The 19,815-nt window shown below is 53.2% G+C and carries 19 protein-coding genes and 1 other annotated feature; all 19 genes read right to left on the bottom strand.

What is annotated here, in order from left to right:
- The 19 genes from rpsC to rplA all read right to left on the bottom strand — a co-directional run bounded on the left by rpsC (position 1) and on the right by rplA (position 19,741).
- Positions 1 to 666 carry a 30S ribosomal protein S3 gene (rpsC, locus tag CDO73_RS24220; RefSeq protein ID WP_088491092.1) on the bottom strand — a complete coding sequence of 222 codons (666 nt, stop codon included), beginning with the start codon at positions 664 to 666 and terminating at the stop codon, positions 1 to 3.
- Positions 667 to 678: 12 nt separating this feature from the next.
- Complete coding sequence (gene rplV / locus CDO73_RS24215) at positions 679 to 1,011, bottom strand: 50S ribosomal protein L22 (RefSeq protein ID WP_087801940.1); 333 nt, start codon at positions 1,009 to 1,011, stop codon at positions 679 to 681.
- Between the two features lie 39 nt (positions 1,012 to 1,050).
- Entirely contained in the window at positions 1,051 to 1,329 is a 279-nt protein-coding gene (rpsS, locus tag CDO73_RS24210; RefSeq protein ID WP_088491091.1) for a 30S ribosomal protein S19, read from the bottom strand.
- Positions 1,330 to 1,399: 70 nt separating this feature from the next.
- Positions 1,400 to 2,230 (bottom strand): 50S ribosomal protein L2, encoded by an 831-nt coding sequence (gene rplB, locus CDO73_RS24205; protein WP_087801942.1) that lies wholly within the window; start codon positions 2,228 to 2,230, stop codon positions 1,400 to 1,402.
- A 14-nt stretch (positions 2,231 to 2,244) separates the two neighbouring features.
- Positions 2,245 to 2,538 (bottom strand): 50S ribosomal protein L23, encoded by a 294-nt coding sequence (gene rplW, locus CDO73_RS24200; RefSeq protein ID WP_088491090.1) that lies wholly within the window; start codon positions 2,536 to 2,538, stop codon positions 2,245 to 2,247.
- The gene (gene rplD, locus CDO73_RS24195; RefSeq protein ID WP_088491089.1) at positions 2,538 to 3,161 is read right to left on the bottom strand and encodes a 50S ribosomal protein L4; all 624 of its coding nucleotides are present in this window, start codon (positions 3,159 to 3,161) and stop codon (positions 2,538 to 2,540) included. The genes rplW and rplD overlap by 1 nt, the downstream gene beginning before the upstream one ends.
- Before the next feature lie 30 nt (positions 3,162 to 3,191).
- Positions 3,192 to 3,815 carry a 50S ribosomal protein L3 gene (rplC, locus tag CDO73_RS24190; RefSeq protein WP_088491088.1) on the bottom strand — a complete coding sequence of 208 codons (624 nt, stop codon included), beginning with the start codon at positions 3,813 to 3,815 and terminating at the stop codon, positions 3,192 to 3,194.
- A gap of 39 nt (positions 3,816 to 3,854) precedes the next feature.
- The gene (gene rpsJ / locus CDO73_RS24185) at positions 3,855 to 4,163 is read right to left on the bottom strand and encodes a 30S ribosomal protein S10 (RefSeq protein ID WP_037291586.1); all 309 of its coding nucleotides are present in this window, start codon (positions 4,161 to 4,163) and stop codon (positions 3,855 to 3,857) included.
- 308 nt (positions 4,164 to 4,471) lie between these two features.
- The gene (gene tuf, locus CDO73_RS24180; RefSeq protein ID WP_087801952.1) at positions 4,472 to 5,662 is read right to left on the bottom strand and encodes an elongation factor Tu; all 1,191 of its coding nucleotides are present in this window, start codon (positions 5,660 to 5,662) and stop codon (positions 4,472 to 4,474) included.
- A gap of 102 nt (positions 5,663 to 5,764) precedes the next feature.
- The gene (gene fusA / locus CDO73_RS24175; RefSeq protein WP_088491087.1) at positions 5,765 to 7,843 is read right to left on the bottom strand and encodes an elongation factor G; all 2,079 of its coding nucleotides are present in this window, start codon (positions 7,841 to 7,843) and stop codon (positions 5,765 to 5,767) included.
- A 49-nt stretch (positions 7,844 to 7,892) separates the two neighbouring features.
- Entirely contained in the window at positions 7,893 to 8,363 is a 471-nt protein-coding gene (gene rpsG / locus CDO73_RS24170) for a 30S ribosomal protein S7 (protein ID WP_018978372.1), read from the bottom strand.
- Positions 8,364 to 8,415: 52 nt separating this feature from the next.
- Positions 8,416 to 8,838: a 30S ribosomal protein S12 gene (rpsL, locus tag CDO73_RS24165; RefSeq protein WP_026293957.1), complete on the bottom strand. Its 423-nt coding sequence runs from the start codon at positions 8,836 to 8,838 to the stop codon at positions 8,416 to 8,418.
- A 161-nt stretch (positions 8,839 to 8,999) separates the two neighbouring features.
- Entirely contained in the window at positions 9,000 to 9,248 is a 249-nt protein-coding gene (locus CDO73_RS24160; protein ID WP_088491086.1) for a ribosomal L7Ae/L30e/S12e/Gadd45 family protein, read from the bottom strand.
- Positions 9,249 to 9,403: 155 nt separating this feature from the next.
- A complete protein-coding gene (gene rpoC / locus CDO73_RS24155) occupies positions 9,404 to 13,018 on the bottom strand; it encodes a DNA-directed RNA polymerase subunit beta' (protein WP_088491085.1) in 3,615 nt (1,204 codons plus the stop codon).
- 40 nt (positions 13,019 to 13,058) lie between these two features.
- Positions 13,059 to 16,610: a DNA-directed RNA polymerase subunit beta gene (gene rpoB / locus CDO73_RS24150; RefSeq protein WP_088491084.1), complete on the bottom strand. Its 3,552-nt coding sequence runs from the start codon at positions 16,608 to 16,610 to the stop codon at positions 13,059 to 13,061.
- 452 nt (positions 16,611 to 17,062) lie between these two features.
- Entirely contained in the window at positions 17,063 to 17,662 is a 600-nt protein-coding gene (locus CDO73_RS24145; protein WP_088491083.1) for a class I SAM-dependent methyltransferase, read from the bottom strand.
- A 117-nt stretch (positions 17,663 to 17,779) separates the two neighbouring features.
- Positions 17,780 to 18,142, bottom strand: coding sequence for a 50S ribosomal protein L7/L12 (gene rplL, locus CDO73_RS24140; protein WP_088491082.1), 363 nt, complete (start codon positions 18,140 to 18,142; stop codon positions 17,780 to 17,782).
- A gap of 96 nt (positions 18,143 to 18,238) precedes the next feature.
- Positions 18,239 to 18,745 (bottom strand): 50S ribosomal protein L10, encoded by a 507-nt coding sequence (gene rplJ, locus CDO73_RS24135; protein WP_087801966.1) that lies wholly within the window; start codon positions 18,743 to 18,745, stop codon positions 18,239 to 18,241.
- 96 nt (positions 18,746 to 18,841) lie between these two features.
- Positions 18,842 to 18,973: a sequence feature (ribosomal protein L10 leader region), on the bottom strand.
- 75 nt (positions 18,974 to 19,048) lie between these two features.
- The gene (rplA, locus tag CDO73_RS24130) at positions 19,049 to 19,741 is read right to left on the bottom strand and encodes a 50S ribosomal protein L1 (RefSeq protein WP_088491081.1); all 693 of its coding nucleotides are present in this window, start codon (positions 19,739 to 19,741) and stop codon (positions 19,049 to 19,051) included.
- Positions 19,742 to 19,815 lie beyond the last annotated feature (74 nt).

The raw sequence follows: 19,815 nt of genomic DNA, 5'->3' as shown, positions 1-19,815 counted from the left end.
TTAGTTGCCTCCTTCCTGAGCAGCTTGTTTCTTAGCCGCAGGAAGTACTTCTCCACGATAGATCCATACTTTAACGCCGATACGACCGTAAGTCGTGTGCGCTTCAGCTGTACCGTAGTCGATGTCGGCACGCAGGGTATGAAGTGGAACAGTTCCTTCGCTGTAGCCTTCCGAACGTGCGATTTCCGCGCCGCCGAGACGACCGCTAACCGCAGTTTTGATTCCTTTAGCGCCTGCACGCATTGTACGTTGGATCGATTGTTTCAAAGCACGACGGAACGATACGCGACGTTCCAATTGTTGTGCGATGCTTTCAGCGACCAGAACAGCGTCCAGTTCTTGGTTTTTGATTTCAGCGATGTTGATGTGTACTTTTTTTCCGCTTGCGATCTTAGTGATCTCGCCGCGAAGTACCTCAACCTCTGCGCCGCCGCGTCCGATTACCATACCCGGCTTAGCCGTATGGATCGTTACGTTTACGCGATTTGCTGCTCTTTCGATCTCGATCTTGGAGACAGCGGATTCTTTCAGCTTAGTTTTCAGGTATTCGCGAATTTTCACGTCTTCCATCAACAGTGTGCCGAAGTCTTTGCCAGCGTACCATTTGGATTCCCAGTCACGGATGATCCCTACACGGAGTCCGACCGGATTTACTTTTTGTCCCACACGTTTCCCTCCTTACTTTTCAGATACAGCCAGAGTGATATGGCTGGTGCGTTTGTTGATCCGGCTTGCGCGTCCCATTGCCCGAGGGCGGAAACGTTTCAAAGTCGGTCCTTGGTTTACGTATACTTGCGAAATCACCAGTTTGCTCACGTCGAGCGAGTGGTTGTTTTCTGCGTTAGCGATTGCCGAGTTGAGCAACTTCTCCAGAATCGGGGATGCCGCTTTCGGAGTGTGGCGCAGAATCGCGATTGCTTCGCCTACTTGCTTGCCGCGGATCAAATCAGCGACCAGTTGGGCTTTGCGCGGAGCGATGCGGGAATATTTCAAGTGCGCTTTTGCTTCCATGCTATCAGTACCTCCCTTCGGACTTTAGTACGGTCCGTTTTAGCGTCTTGTTTTCTTGTCGTCGTCGGTGTGGCCTTTGTAAGTACGCGTCGGCGCGAACTCACCCAGTTTGTGTCCGACCATGTCTTCCGTTACGTATACCGGCACGTGTTTGCGACCGTCGTAAACGGCGAAAGTGTGTCCGATGAATTGCGGGAAGATCGTGGAACGTCTGGACCAAGTTTTGATAACGGCCTTTTTGCTTGCTTCATTCATGACTTCTACTTTTTTCAGCAGGTATGCATCAATGAAAGGGCCTTTTTTGAGACTGCGTGTCATCGATTGTAGTCCTCCCTTCAGCTGGCTTGTTCCATAACCCTAGCCGGCGAAGCAATGCGGGATAAGCGCATTACTTCGTGCGGCGACGGATGATGTATTGATCCGAAGATTTGTTTTTCTTGCGCGTTTTGTAACCAAGCGTCGGTTTGCCCCAAGGAGACAACGGGGATTTACGTCCGATCGGAGCACGACCTTCACCACCACCGTGTGGGTGATCGTTCGGGTTCATAACTACGCCGCGGACTTCAGGGCGTTTGCCCAACCAACGGTTACGGCCTGCTTTACCGATCTTCACGAGCTCGTGGTCCTGGTTGCCTACGGAACCGATGGTAGCGCGGCAAACTTTCAGTACGCGACGAACTTCGCCCGAAGAAAGGCGGATCGATACGTAACGTTCTTCTTTACCCAGCAATTGAGCTTCTGTGCCGGCTGCGCGAACCATTTGGCCGCCTTTGCCCGGTTTCAACTCGATGTTGTGGATAACTGTACCTACCGGAATGTTTTCCAGCGGCAGAGCGTTACCGATCTTGATGTCGGCATCCGGTCCGGAGAAGATCGTGTCGCCAACTTTCAGACCTTTAGGCGCCAGAATGTAGCGCTTTTCGCCGTCTGCATAGTTGATCAGCGCGATGTTCGAAGTCCGGTTCGGATCGTATTCGATCGTAGCAACGCGGCCTGGAATTCCATCTTTGGTACGCTTGAAGTCGATGATGCGGTATTTACGTTTGTGTCCGCCGCCTTGGTGACGAACCGTAATTTTACCTTGGTTGTTGCGGCCTGCTTTGTTGTAAAGCGGCGCCAGCAACGATTTCTCCGGCTGATTCGTTGTGATTTCTTCGAATGTCGACACGCTCATCGCGCGGCGGGCCGGGGATGTCGGTTTATACTTTTTGATTGGCACGTTGGTTTCCCTCCTTACTCTGCAGATTCAAAGAACTCGAGCGATTTGCTATCTGGAGTCAGCGTCACGATCGCTTTTTTCCATTCGCTCGTATAACCGGAGTGACGGCCGTAACGTTTCGGCTTAGCCGGAACGCGCAGAACGTTGACTTTCGACACTTTTACGCCGAAGATCGATTCTACTGCCTTTTTCACTTCCGTTTTGTTAGCGCTCATTTGCACTTCAAATACGTATTTCGACTGGCTCATCGCTTCAGCCGTACGTTCCGTGATAATCGGACGTTTGATCAGGTCACGAGGATCTTTCATTACGCGAATACCTCCTCTACCTTCTGAACTGCGTCCTTCGTGATGATCAGCTTATCATGCACGAGTACGTCGAGAACATTGATGCCGTCAGCCTGAACGAACTTGACGCCCGGAATGTTGCGAGCGGACAAAGCTACGTTGTTGTCGTATTCCGGAGCCACTACCAGGGCTTTACGGTCTACGTTCAACTTGTTCAGGATAGCTGCGAATTCTTTGGTCTTCGGAGCGTTAAGGCTCAGTGCATCCAGAACGATAATTTCGTTTGCGATGACTTTCGAAGACAGTGCCGATTTGATCGCCAGACGACGAACTTTTTTAGGCAGTTTGAAGGAATAGCTGCGCGGAGTCGGTCCGAAGACGATACCGCCGCCTTTCCATTGCGGAGAACGGATGGAGCCTTGACGCGCGCGTCCTGTACCTTTTTGTTTCCAAGGTTTACGACCGCCGCCACGAACTTCCGAACGTCCTTTGACTTTGTGCGTACCCGAGCGCAGGGATGCTTGTTGCATCACGACTGCCTGGTGAAGCACGTGTCCGTTAGGGTTGATACCGAATACCGAATCGCTCAGTTCGATTTCTTCGACCTGTTTGCCTTCGATATTATAGACTGCTACTTTAGGCATTTCATGTTCCTCCTTTCTTCTAAGGATTAATTATTTCTTCACCGATGCGCGAACTTTGACGAAGCCGTTTTTAGGACCCGGAATGGAGCCTTTAACCAGCAATACGTTGCGTTCTGCGTCGACTCTTACGATTTCGAGGTTTTGAACAGTGATCGAGTCGTGGCCCATGTGTCCTGGCAGGCGTTTGCCTTTCGGTACACGGTTAGCTTGGATGGAACCCATCGAACCCGGTCTGCGGTGGTAACGCGAGCCGTGCGCCATTGGTCCGCGGCTTTGTCCCCAACGTTTGATAACGCCGGCAAAACCTTTACCTTTGGATACGCCGCTTACGTCAACGAATTCGCCTTCTGCGAATACGTCCGCTTTAAGCACTTGTCCAACCTCGTAAGTTCCGAGGTCAACACCGCGAAGTTCGCGGACGTAGCGCTTAGGTGCAGTGTCCGCTTTTTTAGCGTGACCTGCCTCCGGTTTGTTCGAACGGCTAGCTTTCTTGTCCGAGAAACCGATTTGTACCGCTTCGTAACCGTCGTTTTCCAGGTCTTTCTTTTGCAGAACCACGCAAGGGCCTGCTTCGATGACCGTTACCGGAACGACGTTACCTTCAGCGGTGAACACTTGGGTCATACCCAGTTTTTTCCCTAAGATACCTTTCATGTTGACACCTCTTTTCATTTATGTCCTTATTCAGGAGTATTACAGTTTGATTTCGATATCTACACCGGACGGCAGGTCCAAGCGCATCAAGGCATCCACGGTTTGTGGAGTCGGGTTCACGATATCGATCAGACGCTTGTGCGTACGCTGTTCGAATTGTTCGCGCGAATCCTTGTACTTGTGCACCGCACGGAGAATGGTGATGATTTGTTTTTCAGTCGGCAGCGGGATCGGACCGGACACGCCAGCACCCGAACGTTTTGCCGTTTCAACGATTTTCTCAGCGGATTGATCCAGAACTCTGTGATCATAAGCTTTCAAACGAATACGGATTTTTTGCTTTGCCATTATAATTCCCTCCTTCTATCGCCCAATTTGGTATCGGACATACTCCGCGAAAATTTTCCGCTCACGCCCACTATGGCAAAGGAGCCGGGTGTGTCGGTAACCTCTCGCATCATCGCAACGTCTCAGAACAACATTCATTATTATATAGAACATCGCGAGACAATGCAATACTTTTTTCGAATTACACAAAAAGAAAGCGAGGCCCTATCCCGACTCCGGGATAATGGCCCCGCCTCGCGCTTTCGTTTACAGTACATTGTTGCTCGTTCCAGTACACTGTTGCTCTATTTAACGGTTAAGAACCGTTATTATTTTTGGATTGTTGCTACGGCACCGGCGCCTACTGTACGTCCGCCTTCACGAATGGAGAACTTAGTTCCTTCTTCGATAGCGATCGGAGCGATCAGTTGAACAGTAACCGTGATGTTGTCGCCCGGCATTACCATCTCAGTGCCTTCCGGCAGGTTGATGATGCCCGTTACGTCAGTTGTACGGAAGTAGAACTGAGGACGGTATCCTGTGAAGAAAGGCTTGTGACGGCCACCTTCTTCTTTAGTCAGGACGTAGATTTGTGCTGTGAACTCAGTGTGCGGTTTAACCGAACCTGGTTTCGACAGAACTTGTCCACGCTCGATTTGCGTACGGTCAACACCGCGCAGCAATGCGCCGATGTTGTCGCCCGCTTGAGCGGAATCCATCAGTTTACGGAACATTTCTACGCCCGTAACGACGGATTTCTTGGACTCTTCAGCGATACCAACGATTTCGACTTCGTCGCCGATTTTAACTGTACCGCGTTCGATACGGCCAGTTGCTACCGTACCACGGCCAGTGATCGAGAACACGTCTTCGACTGGCATCAGGAAAGGCTTCTCAGTGTCGCGCTCTGGAGTCGGGATGTACTCGTCGATGATGTTGAACATTTCAACGATCTTTTGAGCCCATTCGCCGTCCGGGTTTTGCAGCGCTTCGCGAGCGGAACCTTGGATGATCGGAGTGTCGTCGCCTGGGAAGTCGTATTCGCTCAGCAGGTCGCGTACTTCCATTTCAACCAGTTCCAACAGTTCAGCGTCTTCAACCATGTCGCATTTGTTCAGGAATACGACGATGTAAGGAACGCCTACTTGGCGGGACAGCAGGATGTGTTCGCGAGTTTGCGGCATAGGGCCGTCAGCTGCGGATACAACCAGGATTGCTCCGTCCATTTGGGCAGCGCCGGTGATCATGTTTTTAACATAGTCGGCGTGTCCTGGGCAGTCTACGTGTGCGTAGTGACGAGCAGGAGTCTCGTATTCTACGTGTGCAGTCGAGATCGTGATACCGCGTTCTCTTTCTTCCGGAGCCTTGTCGATTTGGTCGAAGGCAACGGCAGCACCGCCGTAAGTTTTGGAGAGGACAGTCGTGATAGCAGCTGTCAGAGTCGTTTTACCATGGTCGACGTGACCGATTGTGCCGATGTTAACGTGCGGCTTATTACGTTCGAATTTAGCTTTTGCCATTTGAAACAGTTCCTCCTTAATATAGAAAGATTATAGGTTTGAATCAATCCGGGCTCGCGTTTCGTCCAAGACAAAACGTTCGCCCGGCGGTGAAAACGAGGATTACTCCCCTGCTTTCGTTTTCGATACGATTTCTTCGGCGATGTTCTTCGGAACTTCTTCGTAGTGAGAAAGTTCCATCGAGAATACGCCGCGTCCTTGCGTACCCGAACGCAGAGTCGTCGAGTAACCGAACATTTCGGAGAGAGGTACCTTCGCACGGATGATTTGAGCACCGCTGCGGGAATCCATACCTTCGATACGGCCGCGGCGGGAGTTCAGCATACCCATAACGTCGCCCATGTACTCCTCAGGGACAGTTACTTCGACTTTCATGATCGGCTCGAGCAGGACAGGCTTACACTTGTCTTTAGCTGCTTTGAGCGCCATCGAACCGGCGATTTTGAACGCCATTTCGTTGGAGTCGACATCGTGGTACGAGCCGTCTACGATCGTAGCTTTGACGTCTACCAGCGGGAAGCCCGCGATAACGCCGCTCTTCATTTGTTCTTCGATACCTGCAAGTGCCGGCTGGATGTATTCGCGAGGAACCGAACCGCCGACGACTTTGCTCTCGAACTGGCTGCCCGTACCCGGTTCCAGCGGTTCGAACTCAACCCATACGTGACCGTATTGACCGCGGCCGCCGGATTGACGAACGAATTTGCCTTCTACGCGAGCCGGTTGACGGAAAGTCTCGCGGTAAGCAACCTGCGGTTTACCCACATTGGTTTCTACCTTAAACTCCCGACGCATCCGGTCGATAATGATATCAAGGTGGAGTTCGCCCATACCTGCCAGAATCGTCTGGCCGGTTTCTTCGTCCGTATGCGCACGAAGGGTCGGATCTTCCTCGGTGAGCTTGCTCAGAGCCACGCCCATCTTGTCTTGGTCGGCCTTGGTTTTCGGCTCGACCGCGATTTCGATAACCGGGTCAGGGAAGTTCATCGATTCCAGAATAACCGGGTTCTTCTCATCACACAGTGTATCACCTGTACCTGTATCTTTCAAACCAACCGCTGCCGCGATATCACCGGCGTAAACGACGCTGATTTCTTGACGGCTGTTGGCGTGCATTTGCAGGATACGGCCGATCCGTTCGCGTTTGCCTTTCGTTGCATTCAGCACGTACGAACCGGATTGAAGCACGCCGGAGTACACGCGGAAGAACGTCAGTTTACCCACGTAAGGGTCGGTCATGATTTTGAATGCCAGTGCGGAGAACGGCTCTTCGTCCGAAGAGTGACGAACCGTTTCTTCTCCGTCTTCCAGGTGACCCTGGATCGCCGGTACGTCTACCGGAGCCGGCAGGTAATCGATAACGGCGTCCAGCATGAGCTGAACCCCTTTGTTTTTGTAGGAAGATCCGCAGATAACCGGGAAGATCTTAACGTCGATAACACCTTTACGCAGAGCTGCTTTGAGCTCTTCGATGGAGATTTCTTCTCCTTCAAGGTATTTCATCATCAATTCTTCGTCCAGCTCGGCAACCTTCTCTACCAGGATTCCGCGCAGTTCTTCGACCTGAGCTTTGAACTCTTCAGGCACGTCGACGACTTCGATGTTTTGACCGAGATCGTCTTTGTACATGTGAGCTTTTTGCTCAACCAGGTCGATGATACCGACGAAGTCGTTTTCCGCGCCGATCGGAAGCTGAATCGCTACCGAGTTCGCTTGAAGACGCTCGCCCATATCTTTGACTACGTTAAGGAAGTCCGCGCCGATGATGTCCATTTTGTTGACGTATGCGATCCGAGGTACGCCGTAACGGTCAGCCTGTCTCCATACGGTTTCCGACTGCGGCTCGACGCCTTCTTTGGCACTGAATACGCCTACTGCCCCGTCCAATACACGAAGGGAACGTTCGACTTCTACTGTGAAGTCGACGTGTCCCGGAGTATCGATGATATTGACGCGGTGACCTTTCCATTGAGCGGTCGTAGCGGCGGACGTGATCGTGATTCCGCGCTCTTGCTCCTGTTCCATCCAGTCCATCGTCGCAGCGCCTTCGTGAACTTCACCGATTTTGTGCGTGATGCCTGTGTAGAACAGAATCCGTTCCGTGGTCGTGGTCTTACCGGCGTCGATATGCGCCATGATACCGATGTTACGTGTATTTTTCAAGGAGAACTCTCTTGCCATGAATGGGATTCTCCCTTCAAAATTCTGTATTGGTTGCTAAGCCGAAATCCTACCAGCGGTAGTGAGCGAACGCTTTGTTCGCTTCAGCCATTTTGTGCGTGTCTTCGCGTTTCTTCACGGATGCGCCTGTGTTGTTCGATGCATCGATGATTTCAGCCGCCAGACGCTCTTCCATCGTCTTCTCGCCGCGGTTGCGGGAGTAGTTGACGAGCCAACGGAGACCGAGAGCCGTCCGTCTTTCTGGCTTAACTTCGATCGGTACTTGGTAGTTCGCGCCGCCTACACGGCGAGCTTTAACTTCCAGAACCGGCATGATGTTTTTGATTGCAGCTTCAAAGACTTCCATCGGGTCGTTGCCCGTACGTTCTTGAATCAATTTGAACGAGTTGTAAAGGATGTTTTGAGCTACACCGCGTTTACCGTCGATCATGATGCGGTTGATCAGACGAGTAACCAGTTTGCTGTTGTACACCGGATCCGGCAGTACGTCTCTTTTGGTAACTGGACCTTTGCGTGGCATGGATATCCCCCTTTCTCCGATAATTGAACGCTCTTAAGCGCTCAAATTGAAATTAGTTTTTCTTTTCTTTCGGACGCTTAGCGCCGTATTTCGAACGGGCTTGCATACGTCCGTTTACGCCTGCAGTGTCAAGAGCACCGCGAACGATGTGGTAACGTACACCCGCCAAGTCCTTTACGCGACCTCCGCGAACCAGCACGACGCTGTGTTCTTGCAGGTTGTGTCCGATACCCGGAATGTAAGCAGTCACCTCGATACGGTTCGTCAAACGAACACGGGCATACTTACGAAGCGCGGAGTTCGGTTTACGTGGAGTCATCGTACCTACACGAGTGCAGACACCGCGTTTTTGCGGGGCGCTCAGGTTTGTTTCTTCACGTTTCAGTGCGTTGAAACCCTTTTGCAGTGCTGGGGATTTCGACTTCACGACTTTCGCTTGACGTCCTTTGCGGACGAGTTGGTTAATAGTTGGCATTGTCATTGCCACCCCCTTCCCATATTGGTAAACATCCTTGTTACAAACCGGCTTCCTCAAGTCCACAGACCCAGGTGGTTCATAAAAGAACAAATGAAAGTTTTTGCCCCAAGCGCTTGACGCCCCTGAAACAAAAACGTTCTCACAAGGTTATGACTTTCTCATTTCAGCACCGCAGCCATCGCCGCCCCGACTTCAATGCCGCAAGCTTTGCCCAGCATGCGCATGGTCTCCACTTCGGTCAACTTGACGCCGGACTTGCCGCACAGCGATGTGATCTTGGCGATCATCCGCTGGTCCGCATCCATGGCTACATATACTTCGGAAGCTAATCCAAGTTCCACCGCTCGCACGGTTTGCTTGGTACCGATTTTGACGTGTGCATCCTGAAGTCCTTTATCATTAGACATTCGGCATATCCTCCAAAAGACAGGATTATCACTACCCGCTCACGCACCTTTGCTATATTAGCACCTGGCAGAGAGGTATGTCAAGCACAGAATGTCGGGGCTTCGGAAAAGATTCCTCCTTTCTTCCGCCCCGATTCCGATTGCCAAACTGAGCGTTACTCGGTTGTTACGGTTTCCAACGACTCTTCTCCGCTTTCCGAACCTTCCGGCTCTTCGAAACGGACGCTGCGGTAACGAGTCATGCCGGTACCGGCAGGAATCAGTTTACCGATCAGGACGTTTTCTTTGAGGCCAAGCAGTTGGTCGACCTTGCCTTTGATTGCCGCGTCGGTGAGGACGCGGGTCGTTTCTTGGAACGACGCCGCGGACAAGAAGGAGTCGGTTTCCAAGGAAGCTTTGGTGATACCGAGCAGGACCGGCTTGGCTACCGCCGGATCTTTGCCGTTCAACATGGCTTCTTTGTTGGCCTTCTCGTATTCGTGCAGATCGACGAACGAACCCGGCAGCAGCGTCGTTTCGCCCGCGTCCACGATGCGGATCTTGCGCAGCATCTGACGGATCATGACTTCGACGTGCTTATCGTTGATTTCTACGCCTTGGTTCCGGTATACGCGCTGAACTTCCTGAAGGATATAGTTCTGCACGCCGCGGATGCCTTTGATGCGCAGCATTTCTTTCGGGTCGATCGAACCGTCCGTCAACTCGTCTCCGGCTTCGATCGCCATGCCTTCGCGTACGCGCAGACGGGAACCGTAAGTTACGGAATACGTTTTGCTTTCGGCTTCGCCTTGAACTTCGATCTCGCGACGGTCTTTCGCTTCGCGGATCTCTTTCACGACGCCGTCGATTTCGCTGATCGTAGCCTGACCTTTAGGGTTACGGGCTTCGAACAACTCCTGGATACGCGGCAGACCTTGCGTGATGTCGTCGCCGGCTACGCCGCCGGTGTGGAACGTACGCATGGTGAGCTGGGTTCCCGGTTCGCCGATCGATTGGGCGGCGATGATGCCGACCGCTTCGCCGATCTCGACGTGTTTACCCGTAGCCAGGTTGCGTCCGTAGCACTTTTTGCACACGCCGTGGCGGGCGCGGCAGCTGAGCACGGAACGGATTTGCAGTTTTTCGACGCCGGCTTTGACGATCTCTTCGGCTTTGTCCGAAGTGATCAGCTCGTTGCGGCGAGCGATGATTTCGTTGGTTTCCGGATGGCGGACGGTCTCGAAGCAGTAACGGCCTTCGATACGGTCGTACAGATCTTCGATGACTTCCTTGCCGTCTTGGATCCGGCTGACCATGAAGCCTTTATCGGTTCCGCAGTCGTCTTCGCGAACGATAACGTCCTGAGCCACGTCGACCAGACGGCGGGTCAAGTAACCCGAGTCGGCGGTACGAAGCGCGGTATCGGCCAGACCTTTACGCGCGCCGTGCGTAGACAGGAAGTATTCGAGGACCGTCAGGCCTTCGCGGAAGTTCGACTTGATCGGGAGTTCGATGATCCGACCCGACGGGTTGGCCATCAGACCCCGCATGCCGCCCAGCTGGGTGATCTGCGATTTGTTACCGCGGGCTTTGGAGTCGACCATGAGCATGATGGAATTGTAACGGTCCATGGATTTCATCAGAATGTCACTGATTTGATCCTTGGCGCTCGACCAGATTTCGATAACCCGGTCGTACCGTTCTTCGTTGGTAATCAGACCGCGACGGTATTGGTTGGTGATGACCGCGACCTTCTTGTCCGATTCTGCCATCAAGTCTTTCTTCTCCGGCGGCACGACGACGTCGGAAACGGCTACGGTTACGCCCGAACGAGTCGAGTACGTGAATCCGAGCTGTTTGATTTCGTCGAGGATCATCGAAGTTTGAGTCGTCTGGTACACTTCGAAGCAGCGTCCGATGATTTCGCCCAGATACTCTTTGCCGATGCCTTTGGTTTGAGGCGCGTTCATGATGCGCTCGGTGACGTTCTCCCCTTTTTCATAGATGAAGAAGTCTTCGGCTACGCCGTCGAACAGGTTCGCCCGGGTCGCGTCGTTGATATACGGGAAACTTGCCGGGAAGATCTCGTTGAAGATAATCCGACCGATCGTCGTAATCAGGATCGCTTCCTGCTGCTTGTCGGTGAAGCTTGTTTTATTGAGAGCCTTAACCGGAATCGCCACGCGAGCGTGGAGTTCGGCTGTGCCGCGTTGGTAAGCGGACACGGCTTCGTTGATGTTGCGAAGGATCATGCCTGCGCCGCGGCCTTCCTTGTTATCCATCGTCAGATAATACGTTCCGAGGACCATATCCTGCGAAGGGGTAACGACAGGCTTGCCGTCTTTCGGGTTCAGGATGTTGCCGGATGCCAGCATGAGAATGCGGGCTTCGGCCTGCGCTTCCGCGGACAGCGGAACGTGCACGGCCATCTGGTCGCCGTCGAAGTCGGCGTTGTAAGCCGTACATACGAGCGGGTGAAGGCGGATCGCTTTGCCTTCGACCAAGATCGGTTCGAACGCTTGGATACCGAGACGGTGAAGCGTAGGGGCACGGTTCAACAGAACCGGATGCTCTTTGATGACTTCTTCGAGCACGTCCCATACTTCGGCGCTTACGCGCTCGACTTTGCGTTTCGCGCTCTTGATGTTATGAGCGAGGCCTTTGTTGACCAGCTCTTTCATCACGAACGGTTTGAACAGTTCCAACGCCATTTCCTTCGGAAGACCGCATTGGTACATCTTCAGGTTCGGACCTACGACGATAACGGAACGGCCGGAATAGTCGACCCGTTTACCGAGCAAGTTCTGACGGAAACGTCCTTGTTTACCTTTCAGCATATGGCTGAGGGATTTGAGCGGACGGTTACCCGGGCCCGTTACCGGACGACCGCGACGGCCGTTGTCGATCAGGGCGTCTACCGCTTCTTGCAGCATGCGCTTTTCGTTCTGAACGATGATGTCCGGCGCGCCCAGATCCAGCAGTCTTTTCAGACGGTTGTTCCGGTTGATGACGCGGCGGTACAGATCGTTCAAGTCGGACGTCGCGAAACGGCCGCCGTCGAGCTGTACCATCGGACGCAGTTCCGGCGGGATGACCGGAAGCACGTCGAGGATCATCCAGTCCGGGTTGTTACCCGAACTTTTGAACGCTTCGATGACTTCCAGACGTTTGATCGCCCGGCTTCTACGTTGTCCTTGCGTCGTACGCAGTTCTTCTTTGAGGAACTCCAGTTCTTTGTCGATGTCGAGATCCTGGAGGAGTTTCTTCACGGCTTCGGCGCCCATGCCCGCTTGGAATCCGTAGCCGTATTTCTCGCGATAGCTGCGGTATTCTTTTTCGGACAGCAGTTGCTTTCTTTCCAGAGGCGTTTCGCCCGGATCGGTTACAACGTACGAAGCGAAGTAAATGACTTCTTCGAGCGAGCGCGGCGACATGTCCAGCGCCAGACCCATACGGCTCGGAATCCCTTTGAAGTACCAGATGTGGGAAACCGGAGCGGCGAGCTCGATATGGCCCATCCGCTCGCGGCGTACTTTGGCGCGAGTGACTTCGACGCCGCAACGATCGCAGACGACGCCTTTATAACGAACGCGTTTGTACTTGCCGCAATGGCATTCCCAGTCTTTGGTCGGTCCGAAGATCTTTTCGCAGAAAAGACCTTCTTTCTCCGGTTTGAGCGTACGATAGTTGATCGTTTCCGGCTTTTTGACTTCGCCGCGGGACCAAGAACGAATCTTGTCCGGCGAAGCCAGCCCGATCTTGATAAACTCGAAGTTGTTTACATCCAACAAGGAGCAACCCTCCCTATATGCGGTTCCTGATTTTTGACTCTTATTGTTCTACGCCGACTTCCGAACCTTCAAGGTTGAGGCCAAGTTTGTCGCCGCCGGTCGGTTCATCCTCGTCGTCCAGTTCTTTCATTTCGATCTCTTCTTCGTCTTCGCTCAGGATCTTGACGTCCATGCCCAAACTTTGCAGCTCTTTAATCAAGACCTTGAACGCTTCCGGAACGCCCGGTTCCGGCACGTTTTCGCCTTTGACGATGGATTCGTACGTTTTCACGCGGCCCACCACGTCATCGGACTTGACGGTCAAGATTTCTTGCAGCGTGTATGCCGCGCCGTAAGCTTCCAGCGCCCATACTTCCATTTCGCCGAAACGCTGTCCGCCGAACTGAGCTTTACCGCCCAGAGGCTGCTGCGTAACGAGCGAGTAAGGACCCGTCGAACGGGCGTGGATCTTGTCGTCGACCATGTGCGCCAGCTTGATCATATGCATGACGCCGACCGTGACTTCGCGCTCAAAGCGCTCGCCGGTACGACCGTCGTACAGGACCGTTTTGCCGTTGCGCTGCATGCCGGACTCTTCCATCGTATCGAATACGTCGTATTCGTCCGCTCCGTCGAATACCGGAGTGGCCACGTGGATGCCCAGACGCTGCGCGGCCATGCCCAAGTGAACTTCCAAGATCTGTCCGATGTTCATCCGCGAAGGTACGCCCAGCGGGTTCAGTACGATCTGAACCGGCGTGCCGTCCGGCAGGAACGGCATATCTTCTTCCGGCATGATGCGCGATACGACACCCTTGTTACCGTGACGTCCGGCCATCTTGTCGCCTTGGGAGATTTTACGCTTCTGCGCGATGTACACGCGAACGAGTTGGTTGACGCCCGGAGGCAGCTCGTCGCCGTTTTCGCGGGTGAAGACTTTGACGTCCACGACGATCCCGTCCGTACCGTGAGGCACTCTCAAGGAAGTGTCGCGTACTTCGCGAGCCTTCTCGCCGAAGATCGCGTGCAGCAGGCGCTCTTCCGCCGTCAACTCCGTTACGCCCTTAGGCGTGACTTTGCCGACCAGGATATCGCCGGCGGCGATCTCCGCGCCGATGCGGATAATGCCGCGATCGTCGAGGTTCTTCAGCGCTTCTTCGCCGACGTTCGGGATGTCGCGCGTGATCTCTTCCGGTCCGAGCTTGGTGTCGCGCGCGTCGGATTCGTATTCTTCGATATGGATCGAAGTGTATACGTCTTCCTTGACGAGCTTCTCGCTCAGCAAGATGGCATCCTCGTAGTTGTAACCTTCCCAAGTCATGAAGGCTACGACAACGTTGCGGCCCAGAGCCAATTCGCCCATTTCGGTCGAAGGACCGTCCGCGAGGATGTCGCCTTTTTTCACGATGTCGCCTGCGCGAACGATCGGACGTTGGTTAATGCACGTGCCTTGGTTCGAGCGCATGAATTTGTGTAATTTATAAGTGACCAAGTCGCCTTTGACTTCTTGGCCGTCGACGTTCTCGACGCGGCGCAGCGTGATTTCGCTGGCTGTCGAACGTTCGATGTAACCGTCGTGTTTCGCGACGATACATACGCCGGAGTCCTTGGCTGCTTTGTGTTCCATGCCGGTTCCGACAAGCGGAGCCTTAGGAATGAGCAGAGGAACGGCCTGACGCTGCATGTTCGATCCCATCAGAGCGCGGTTGGAGTCATCGTTCTCAAGGAACGGAATGAGCGCCGTCGCGACGGATACGACCTGTTTCGGCGAAACGTCCATATAGTCGACGCGATCGCTCGGCATCGGCAGGATGTTGTCGGCCTGTTTGTTGTACCGCACGATAACCATGTCGTCGGCGAAGGAATCGTCTTCGTTCAGCTTGGCGTTCGCCTGAGCCACCACGTAGTTATCCTCTTCGTCGGCCGTCAGATAGTCGATATGCTCGGTAACTTTGTTCGTCTTCGGATCGACGCGACGGTAAGGCGCTTCGATGAAGCCGTACTCGTTGATCCGCGCGAACGTGGACAAAGAGTTGATCAGACCGATGTTCGGTCCTTCCGGCGTTTCGATCGGGCACATCCGGCCGTAGTGGCTGGCGTGAACGTCTCGAACTTCGAAACCTGCGCGTTCGCGCGTCAGACCGCCGGGTCCGAGAGCGGACAGACGGCGTTTGTGCGTCAGTTCTGCCAGCGGGTTCGTTTGGTCCATGAACTGGGAGAGCTGCGAGCTGCCGAAGAACTCCTTAATGGATGCGATAACCGGACGAATGTTGATCAGAGCCTGCGGCGTGATCACGTTCGCGTCCTGAATGGACATGCGCTCGCGAACGACGCGTTCCATACGGGACAGACCGATACGGAATTGGTTCTGAAGCAGTTCGCCTACGGAACGCAGACGACGGTTGCCCAGGTGGTCGATATCGTCGGTGTCGCCGATGCCGTGCAGCAGGTCGATAAAGTAGCTGACCGATGCGATGATGTCGGCAGGCGTGATGTGTTTGACCGTTTTGTCGATCAGACCGTTCGCGATGACCTTAACGACTTTGCCATCTTCGATCGGCGAGAACACGTCGATCGACTGCATCGGAATGTCGTTGGCTTCGAGTACGCCGCCCGCGACATGATACGTCTTCACGCTGTGTTCGCTCTCCAGATACGGCAGAATTTCGTCGAGGAGACGACGGTCTACCATTTGTCCCGCTTCCGCGATGATCTCGCCGGTTACGGTGTCGATCAGCGTTTCGGCCAGTCTTTGGTTGAAGAGACGGTTCTTGATATGAAGCTTTTTGTTGATCTTGTAACGGCCTACGTTGGCGAGATCGTATCTCTTTGGATCGAAGAAGCGAGCGATGAGCAAGCTTTTCGCGTTGTCCAGCGTAGGCGGTTCGCCCGGACGCAGACGTTCGTAGATTTCGATCAGAGCTTTCTCCGTCGAATCCGTATTGTCTTTGTCCAGCGTGTTGCGGATATACTCGTCGTTGCCGAGCAGATCCAGAATTTCGGCATCGCTGCCGAAACCGAGCGCGCGCAGCAGTACCGTTACCGGAATCTTCCGGGTACGGTCGATACGAACGTAGATGATATCCTTAGCGTCCGTCTCGAGTTCGAGCCATGCGCCGCGGTTCGGGATCACAGTCGCGCTGTATGTTTTCTTTCCGTTTTTGTCCACTTTAGTATTGAAGTAGACGCTTGGAGAGCGAACCAACTGACTGACAATAACCCGTTCCGCACCGTTTATGATAAACGTACCGGTTTCGGTCATCAGCGGGAAGTCGCCCATAAATACTTCCTGCTCTTTGACTTCGCCCGTTTCTTTGTTAATCAGGCGGACTTTCACGCGCAGCGGCGCCGCGTACGTCACGTCACGCTCTTTGGCATCGTCTGTCGTGTATTTCGGTTCTCCGAGGCTGTAATCGATAAATTCCAGAATCAGATTCCCCGTAAAGTCCTGGATCGGCGAAATATCGTGGAACATTTCCCGAAGACCTTCCTCCAGGAACCATTCGTAAGATTTTTGCTGAATCTCGATCAGATTCGGAACTTCGAGCACCTCATGAATCCGCGAATAACTCCGCCGAGTGCGTCGACCATATCGAACAAGATGTCCCGTCAACTATACTCACCCCTCAATGTCTACTCAACTTTAGGCACTTTTTGGATGAAAATGCCGAGTTTAAAAATTCCGTTGCGGCCCTTCGTCAGAATCACGTATAATGAGACCAAGACGGGCACGTCCCTTACATGCAGAAAAGCCCTTATCGAGTATGATTCGAAAAAAGAGCGTCGCATGGCCGGATCAATGATGAATCGAAACATGTAATGAAACGTCGCTGCATATCTTTCATTGTTGCCGTCAAAAATACCCGCGGACTTGCCTTCTCACATCAAAATAGTAAGCCCCAAACAAAACCGCGCTTCCTTTGCTGTTTTGCGGAGCCTCTCAACATTTTAATATGGTAAAGCCACGTAGGGCATTCTATACTGACATTTTACAACTATAACACGGCCTTGCTGCCAGGTCAACCCCTTCTCCGTTTTTCCCTCGAAGAAGTTTGGCAAACCCGCTCAATTCCCTTTGATCGCTTGATAGATTCGGTAACCTTTATCTTTCGTAACCTCTTCTACCCGTTCGAACAAGGTTTCCAATTTGGCTTTCGCCGACGGTGCGCCTTGTTTCTTTTGAATCACGATCCACAACGAACCCCCGGAGTTCAAACGTTCGCTCGCCTGTTCGAACAGCCGATGTACCGTTTCTTTGCCGGCGCGGATCGGCGGATTGGTAATGATCACGTCGAAACGCTCTTCCGACACCGCTTCGAGCAGATCGCTTTGCATCGCTTTGGCCTGCGCGATCCCGTTGGCTGCCGCATTCTCGCGCGCCAATTCGACCGCTCTTTCGTTCACGTCCAACATGGTGACTTTTCCTGCGCCCAAAATGCCGGCGGCAATGCCGATCGGCCCGTAACCGCAGCCTACGTCGAGAACGGAAGCACCGACCGGAATATCCAGCGCGTCGATCAGCACCCGACTTCCGTAATCCAGCCCGCCTTTGGAAAAGACGCCCGCATCGGTAACGAGACGCACCTTGCGGCCGCGCAGTTCGTCTTCGATCGTCCTACGGTCATGCGCCGCGGAAGGACGATTGGAATAATAATGATCCGACATCCGCTTCAATCCCTTCTGCCGTTGATCCAAGTCCCGCTCACGGTCAAATACGAGAACAGACCCCCGAAGCAGGATAACTTCGAGGGTCTGCCTGTGTAAAGCTTATTTAAAGAAGAATTACTTCACTTCTACGGAAGCGCCAGCTTCTTCAAGCTTAGCTTTAACCGCTTCTGCGTCTTCTTTGGAAGTTTTTTCTTTGATTGCTTTTGGAGCGTTGTCTACAACTTCTTTCGCTTCTTTCAGGCCCAGACCTGTGATTTCGCGAACGACTTTGATTACGTTGATCTTCGAAGCGCCAGCGCTTGTCAGGATAACGTCGAATTCAGTTTGCTCAGCTTCAGCTGCTGCTGCGCCGCCGCCTACTGCTGCTACCGGAGCTGCTGCAGTTACGCCGAATTCTTCTTCGATTGCTTTAACCAGGTCGTTCAGTTCCAGTACAGTCATGCCTTTGATGGCTTCAAGGATTTGCTCGTTGCTCATGATTGAACCTCCATTTGGGTATGTGGGATCAGCCGGTTAAGGCTGTCGATTTTGTGAAACGGGATGATGCATTTTGCATGAGATCGCTAAGCGATCTTAAGCAGATTGTTGCTCGTCTTTGTCCGCAACGGCTTTGACAGCCAGTGCGAAGTTGCGCACCGGTGCTTGAAGCACGCTGAGGAGCATGGACAGCAAACCTTCGCGGGAAGGCAGGGAAGCCAGTGCTTTCAGTTCGTCGGCACTTACTACGCGTCCTTCGACCACGCCGCCTTTCAGTTCCAGAGCGTCATTCGTTTTCGCGAAGTCGTTCAGGATTTTAGCAGGCGCTACAGCGTCTTCCGTACCGAAAGCAATTGCTGTCGGGCCGGTCAGAACCGCGTCAAGATCGCTCAGTTCGGCAGCTGCAGTCGCGCGGCGTACCAGAGTGTTTTTCAACACTTGGAACTCGATGCCCGCTTCGCGCAGCTGTTTGCGCAGCTCGGTAACTTGAGCTACGTTCAGGCCGCGATAATCGACAACGACGGTCGTTACGCTTTCGCGCAATTTGCCGGCGATTTCGTTTACCGCTGCTTCTTTAGCAGTGATTACTTTTGCGTTAGCCAAATCGTACACCTCCTGTTGAATTCAAGCGAAGTCCGGATGCGCCGCAGCGGGCCGCCCGGTCGTTCGCCTTGTAATGATGCGTCTTGCGACGCAGCGCAGGCAATAAGAAAAGCCTCCGCAGAAGACGAAGGCTTGACGAATCAGCGAAGCTGAAATTCTATCACGACACCTCGGTAGGAAATTAAGCCCGAGGGCACCTACTGTCTACGGTAAGCATATTCAAATTTAGCAGACCGTTCTGTAAGAACGGAATGAAACAGCTTCTACAGTTTATCGAAAGAGTCGACCGAAGTCAACACTTTTTTATCTGTAAGCGGCTGTGTTAACGCGAATGCTCGGTCCCATCGTTGCGGACACAGCTACGCCTTTCAGGTAAACGCCCTTAGCGGCAGCCGGTTTAGCGCGGTTCAGCGCGTCCATCAGTGCTTTCAGGTTTTCGTTCAACTGATCCTCACTGAACGACGCTTTGCCGATCGGTGCATGGATTTGGCCTGCTTTGTCCAGACGGTATTCGATTTTACCAGCCTTGATTTCTTGAACGGCTTTGGTAACGTCGAAAGTAACTGTACCTGCTTTAGGGTTAGGCATGAGGCCTTTACCGCCGAGCAGACGACCCAGTTTACCGACTTCGCTCATCATGTCAGGCGTTGCTACGCAGACGTCGAACTCGAACCAACCTTGTTGGATCTTGTTGATCATGTCCTGATCGCCTACGAAGTCCGCTCCGGCAGCTTCCGCTTCCTTCGCTTTATCGCCTTTCGCAAATACCAGTACGCGTTGCGTTTTGCCTGTGCCGTGTGGCAGGACAACGACGCCGCGAACGGCTTGGTCTTGTTTACGCGGGTCTACGCCCAGACGTACTGCTGCTTCGACGGTTTCGTCGAATTTAGCGGTTGCCGTCTTTTTGACGAGACCTACGGCTTCGGTTGGTTCGTAAGTTGCTTCGCTGTCGATCAGCTTGGCAGCTTCTACGTATTTCTTACCGTGTTTAGCCATGTGTGTATTCCTCCTTTGTGGTGTTAGCGGGTAACCCTCCCACGTATGCCGCACTGCCTATGAGGCTCGGCTTT

The sequence above is a fragment of the Saccharibacillus sp. O23 genome (assembly GCF_002205895.1).
Lineage (GTDB): Bacteria > Bacillota > Bacilli > Paenibacillales > Paenibacillaceae > Saccharibacillus.
Note: the sequence above shows the minus strand (reverse complement) of the source record. Positions and strands in the feature narration are given on the sequence as shown.

Coding starts and splice junctions, on each gene's coding strand:
- rpsG (WP_018978372.1), bottom strand. CDS start 8,363: ATGCCACGCAAAGGTCCAGTTACCAAAAGAGACGTACTGCCGGATCCG.
- rpsJ (WP_037291586.1), bottom strand. CDS start 4,163: ATGGCAAAGCAAAAAATCCGTATTCGTTTGAAAGCTTATGATCACAGA.
- rplW (WP_088491090.1), bottom strand. CDS start 2,538: ATGAAAGATCCTCGTGACCTGATCAAACGTCCGATTATCACGGAACGT.
- rpsL (WP_026293957.1), bottom strand. CDS start 8,838: ATGCCAACTATTAACCAACTCGTCCGCAAAGGACGTCAAGCGAAAGTC.
- fusA (WP_088491087.1), bottom strand. CDS start 7,843: ATGGCAAGAGAGTTCTCCTTGAAAAATACACGTAACATCGGTATCATG.
- rplV (WP_087801940.1), bottom strand. CDS start 1,011: ATGGAAGCAAAAGCGCACTTGAAATATTCCCGCATCGCTCCGCGCAAA.
- tuf (WP_087801952.1), bottom strand. CDS start 5,662: ATGGCAAAAGCTAAATTCGAACGTAATAAGCCGCACGTTAACATCGGC.
- rpsS (WP_088491091.1), bottom strand. CDS start 1,329: ATGACACGCAGTCTCAAAAAAGGCCCTTTCATTGATGCATACCTGCTG.
- rplC (WP_088491088.1), bottom strand. CDS start 3,815: ATGAAAGGTATCTTAGGGAAAAAACTGGGTATGACCCAAGTGTTCACC.
- rplD (WP_088491089.1), bottom strand. CDS start 3,161: ATGCCTAAAGTAGCAGTCTATAATATCGAAGGCAAACAGGTCGAAGAA.
- CDO73_RS24160 (WP_088491086.1), bottom strand. CDS start 9,248: ATGTCTAATGATAAAGGACTTCAGGATGCACACGTCAAAATCGGTACC.
- rplA (WP_088491081.1), bottom strand. CDS start 19,741: ATGGCTAAACACGGTAAGAAATACGTAGAAGCTGCCAAGCTGATCGAC.
- rplL (WP_088491082.1), bottom strand. CDS start 18,142: ATGAGCAACGAGCAAATCCTTGAAGCCATCAAAGGCATGACTGTACTG.
- CDO73_RS24145 (WP_088491083.1), bottom strand. CDS start 17,662: ATGTCGGATCATTATTATTCCAATCGTCCTTCCGCGGCGCATGACCGT.